The organism is Tumebacillus avium (genome assembly GCF_002162355.1).
GTDB classification, from domain to species: domain Bacteria; phylum Bacillota; class Bacilli; order Tumebacillales; family Tumebacillaceae; genus Tumebacillus_A; species Tumebacillus_A avium.
The window spans coordinates 22,501-27,500 of the sequence record NZ_CP021434.1; the positions used below are offsets into that span (position 1 = coordinate 22,501).

Sequence of the window (5,000 nt, forward strand, 5' to 3'; positions counted from 1 at the left end):
CCGCGATCGTAACTCGCCGGTTCATTCTACAAAAGGCACGCCGTCAGGCATAAACGCCCTCCGACTGATTGTAGGCACACGGTTTCAGGTTCTTTTTCACTCCGCTCCCGCGGTGCTTTTCACCTTTCCCTCACGGTACTGGTTCACTATCGGTCGCCAAGTAGTATTTAGCCTTGGGAGGTGGTCCTCCCTGATTCCCACGGGATTTCTCGTGTCCCGCGGTACTTGGGGTATCGTCTCGGAGTCTGTTTGATTTTGAATACGGGACTTTCACCCTCTGCGGTCGATCGTTCCAGATCGTTCTTCTACCCAACAGATTTGTAACTCCATTCGGCGTACAGTGCGAAATTTACCGAATTCGCTGTCGCTGCTTCGATAAATTTGGCACTGTCCACCGATGAGACGCCCCGCAACCCCGCATGGCCGAAGCCACGCGGTTTGGGCTCTTCCCCGTTCGCTCGCCGCTACTAGGAGAATCACTATTGTTTTCTCTTCCTCAGGGTACTTAGATGTTTCAGTTCCCCTGGTCTACCTCTCAACACCTATGGATTCAGTGCTGAGTGACACTCCATTACGAGTGCCGGGTTGCCCCATTCGGATACCCCCGGATCAACGCCTGCTTACGGCTCCCCGAGGCATTTCGGTGTTTGCCCCGTCCTTCATCGGCTCTTGGCGCCAAGGCATCCTCCGTGCGCCCTTCGTAGCTTAACCTAAGTTAACGCTTCGAAAGTACTGCATTTCAAACATGTCTTGACTCACTATTTCGCTATCCAGTTTTCAAGGAACACATTGAGGGTTTGATCCCCCAAAACTAAACGAGTTGTTGTCAGAGATTGACGCAAGTCTATTCGAATAAATCTTAAATCCTTAGAAAGGAGGTGATCCAGCCGCACCTTCCGATACGGCTACCTTGTTACGACTTCACCCCAGTCATCGACCCCACCTTAGACGGCTGGCTCCTTGCGGTTACCTCACCGGCTTCGGGTGTTGCCAACTCCCATGGTGTGACGGGCGGTGTGTACAAGGCCCGGGAACGAATTCACCGCGGCATGCTGATCCGCGATTACTAGCAATTCCAGCTTCATGCAGGCGAGTTGCAGCCTGCAATCCGAACTGTGAGCGGCTTTTTGAGATTGGCTCCGCCTCGCGGCATCGCAACCCTTTGTACCGCCCATTGTAGCACGTGTGTAGCCCAAGACATAAGGGGCATGATGATTTGACGTCATCCCCGCCTTCCTCCGGTTTGTCACCGGCAGTCAATTGTGAGTGCCCAACCAAATGATGGCAACACAATTTAGGGGTTGCGCTCGTTGCGGGACTTAACCCAACATCTCACGACACGAGCTGACGACAACCATGCACCACCTGTCACCGCTGCCCCGAAGGGAAGGTCTATCTCTAAACCGGTCAGCGGGATGTCAAGTCTTGGTAAGGTTCTTCGCGTTGCTTCGAATTAAACCACATGCTCCACTGCTTGTGCGGGCCCCCGTCAATTCCTTTGAGTTTCAGTCTTGCGACCGTACTCCCCAGGCGGAGTGCTTAATGCGTTAGCTTCGGCACTGAGGGTGGTACCCCCCAACACCTAGCACTCATCGTTTACGGCGTGGACTACCAGGGTATCTAATCCTGTTTGCTCCCCACGCTTTCGCGCCTCAGCGTCAGAAATCGGCCAGCAAGGCGCCTTCGCCACAGGTGTTCCTCCACATCTCTACGCATTTCACCGCTACACGTGGAATTCCCCTTGCCTCTCCGATCCTCAAGCCATCCCGTATCCAAGGCAATCCCAAGGTTGAGCCTTGGGCTTTCACCCCGGACGCAAATGGCCGCCTGCGCGCGCTTTACGCCCAGTGATTCCGGACAACGCTTGCCCCCTACGTATTACCGCGGCTGCTGGCACGTAGTTAGCCGGGGCTTCCTCCTCTGTTACCGTCAGGGTGTGAGCATTCTCTTCTCACACTTGTTCTTCACAGAAGACAGAATTTTACAACCCGAAGGCCTTCATCATTCACGCGGCGTTGCTCCATCAGGCTTGCGCCCATTGTGGAAGATTCCCTACTGCTGCCTCCCGTAGGAGTCTGGGCCGTGTCTCAGTCCCAGTGTGGCCGGTCACCCTCTCAGGTCGGCTACGCATCGTCGCCTTGGTGAGCCGTTACCTCACCAACTAGCTAATGCGCCGCGGGCCCATCCGACAGTGAAGCGAAAGCTTCTTTCTCTTCTCCCTCATGCGAAGGAAAAGCCTATCCAGTATTAGCACTCGTTTCCAAGCGTTATCCCAGTCTGTCGGGCAGGTTGCCCACGTGTTACTCACCCGTCCGCCGCTAACATCTTCGGAGCAAGCTCCGAATCAGTCCGCTCGACTTGCATGTATTAGGCACGCCGCCAGCGTTCGTCCTGAGCCAGGATCAAACTCTCAATAAAAGTTGAAAAAGTTTGTATCTCTGACTCGCGTCATCTCTCTGTAACACTCGTTTAGTTTTCAAGGATCAAGTACAGGAAGTACATTGTCCAACGTTGCGACAGGACGTCGCGTTCTTAGTTGGGCCACCATCTCTCGCGGCGACAAGAGTTATCTTATCATGCCCGAACATCTGCCTCAACTCTACTTTCCGCCAAATATCGTCATAGAAAAACAAAAAGCCGCTTGTCAGCGGCTCTCGTTGTGTTACCTTGTTTTTTTGTTCTCGCTCAGTGCCGCACGGTACACTTCAAGGAACGGGACGTTATTTTCCCGCGCCAGGCGTGCGACGTCTTCATACTCGGGCGTGGTTTGCACCACATCGCCGCCGAGTTTGCCGATTTTCACTCGTACGCTGCCGAAGGGAGTCACTGCTTCGCCGAACTCCCGGTCGAGAATACGGCGGGTCCAGACGCTTTGGCGGACGCCAAACGTGGTGGTTTCCAGCAGCAGGATCTCTTCCAGACGATTGGACGCTTCCGGCAGACACAAGACGGTCAGCAGCGTGCCCGGCCGGTTTTTCTTCATCTGGACGCCTGTGTAATAGACATCGAGCGCGCCTGCTTCAAACAAGCGCTCCATCACATAACCAAGCGTCTCGGCGGTGCAGTCGTCAAGTTGAGCCTCGAGGACGTGGATCGTTTCACGGGTTGTCTCCTTGGCTGCTGCAACACCAAGCAGAACGCGGATGACGTTCGGGACAGCAAAGTCTTTCGTACCGGCACCATACCCGATTTTGTCGACGGTAAAGAGTTGCAGCGGGCCGAACTCGCTGACCAGCGCTTTGAGCACACCGGCGCCGGTCGGTGTGGTCAGTTCGCCTTCCGAATGGGAACGGGCGATCGGAATGCCGGTCAAAAGCTCGGCCGTCGCCGGTGCCGGGATCGGATAAAGACCGTGGGCCATGCGCATTTTGCCATAGCCGGTCGGCACAGGAGAGGCGAGCAGTTGGTCAACGCCGAGGTCTTCCAAGGCGAGGCAAATGCCGATCGTATCGATGATCGAGTCCATCGCGCCCACCTCATGAAAATGCACCTCGGAGGGATGGATACCGTGGATCTTGCCCTCTGCCTCGGCGATGACTTTGAAAATGGCCAGACTGCGGGCTTTCACCCGCTCCGGCAGATCGCTCTCCCGAATCATCTCCAGAATCGTCGCCGCTTTGCGATGCTCATGATGGTGGTGGTGCGTATGTAACCCATGGTCATGGCTATGCCCATGGTCGTGGCTATGCCCATGGTCATGACTGTGCCCGTGGTCATGGCTATGATCGTGGTCATGCCCCGCTTCCGGGAGGCGGATTTGCAGCTTCTTGGCGGTGATGCCTTGCTTGTCCACCGTGTCGACCCAGATCTCGAAGTCGTCGATCGGCAGCTTCAAAAGTTCGCGCTTCACGTACTCGAGGCTGGCACCCGCATCGACGAGCGCCGCCAGCAGCATATCTCCGCTGATCCCCGAAACGCAGTCCAAATATAACGTTCTCATGACTTTACCCCTCCAATATCGCCTGCTGAATCATCGACGCAGCAAAAGCCGCACCAAATCCATTATCGATATTCACGACGGTCACTCCCGCCGAGCACGATGTCAGCATCGACAGCAGCGGCGTCAATCCGCTAAAATGCGCTCCATAGCCAACGCTCGTCGGCACCGCGATCACCGGCCGGCGCACCAATCCGCCGATCACGCTGCCGAGCGCTCCTTCCATGCCGGCGACGACAATCACAACGCTCGCTTCCCGAATCCGCTCGCGCTGGGCGAGCAGTCGGTCGATGCCTGCCACGCCCACGTCGTAGATCCGATCGACATCGTTGCCCATCCACTCAGCTGTTTTCGCTGCTTCTTCCGCGACCGGCAGATCGGCCGTGCCCGCCGAGAGCACCGCCAATTTGCCGGAAAAACGGCGCTCACAGCTGCCGACAGTCAACAGGCGCGACATCTCATCATAAACAGCATCCGGGACGATCTCCATCACCCGATCGGCCATCAGCCAGTCAGCGCGGGTGACCATCACCTTGCCGTGCTTCTCATACAGACGGGCAAAGATCGCCTGCACCTGTTCCGGCGTCTTGCCTTGCCCAAAAATGACTTCCGGGTAGCCGGTTCGCGACTCCCGCGCATAATCCACTTTGCCAAAGCCAATATCCTCAAAACCGCGAATTGCTGACTCCGCATCCTGCACAGACAGCTCGCCCGCTTGCACCTTCGTCAAAATATCCTGGAGCTTCATACGGTCGTCTTTGCCTTCAAAGGCTCATTCATCGATCCGCTGCGATACCCTTGCAAGTCCAGCGTCACATACGTAAAGCCTTCGCCTTTCAAAATCTCAGTGATCTGATCTGCCAGCTCAACCGCCTTCATCAGTTCCTCAGGAAGCACTTCCACCCGCGCGATGTTATCATGATGGCGAATGCGGATCTGCTTAAAGCCGAACTTGCGCAGCTGATCTTCTCCGCGGTCCAACTGGCCAACTTTGTCCAGCGTGATCAGCGAACCGTAAGGAATCCGCGACGAGAGGCAGGCAAACGACGGCTTCTCCCAATTC

3 protein-coding genes and 2 rRNA genes (2 of these 5 only partly in view) are annotated in these 5,000 nt (G+C 55.9%); all 5 read right to left on the reverse strand.

What is annotated here, in order from left to right:
• A 23S ribosomal RNA gene (locus tag CBW65_RS00180) occupies positions 1–711 on the reverse strand; it reaches 2,285 nt to the left of the window's first position.
• A 160-nt stretch (positions 712–871) separates the two neighbouring features.
• A 16S ribosomal RNA gene (locus tag CBW65_RS00185) occupies positions 872–2,418 on the reverse strand.
• Together the 16S and 23S rRNA genes form the textbook arrangement of a ribosomal RNA operon.
• 244 nt (positions 2,419–2,662) lie before the next feature.
• Positions 2,663–3,940: a nickel pincer cofactor biosynthesis protein LarC gene (gene larC, locus CBW65_RS00190; protein WP_087455026.1), complete on the reverse strand. Its 1,278-nt coding sequence runs from the start codon at positions 3,938–3,940 to the stop codon at positions 2,663–2,665.
• 4 nt (positions 3,941–3,944) lie between these two features.
• Positions 3,945–4,685 (reverse strand): nickel pincer cofactor biosynthesis protein LarB, encoded by a 741-nt coding sequence (gene larB / locus CBW65_RS00195; protein WP_087455027.1) that lies wholly within the window; start codon positions 4,683–4,685, stop codon positions 3,945–3,947.
• Positions 4,682–5,000: the final stretch of an ATP-dependent sacrificial sulfur transferase LarE gene (gene larE / locus CBW65_RS00200; protein ID WP_087455028.1), read on the reverse strand. It continues 497 nt past the right edge of the window; 319 of the gene's 816 nt are visible here — the last part of the coding sequence; its start codon lies beyond the right edge, outside the window — the gene reads right to left on this strand; its stop codon occupies positions 4,682–4,684. The genes larB and larE overlap by 4 nt, the downstream gene beginning before the upstream one ends.

What these genes read in the sequence shown, in the direction of transcription:
- larC (WP_087455026.1), bottom strand. Translation starts at nt 3,940, where the DNA reads ATGAGAACGTTATATTTGGACTGCGTTTCGGGGATCAGCGGAGATATG.
- larB (WP_087455027.1), bottom strand. Translation starts at nt 4,685, where the DNA reads ATGAAGCTCCAGGATATTTTGACGAAGGTGCAAGCGGGCGAGCTGTCT.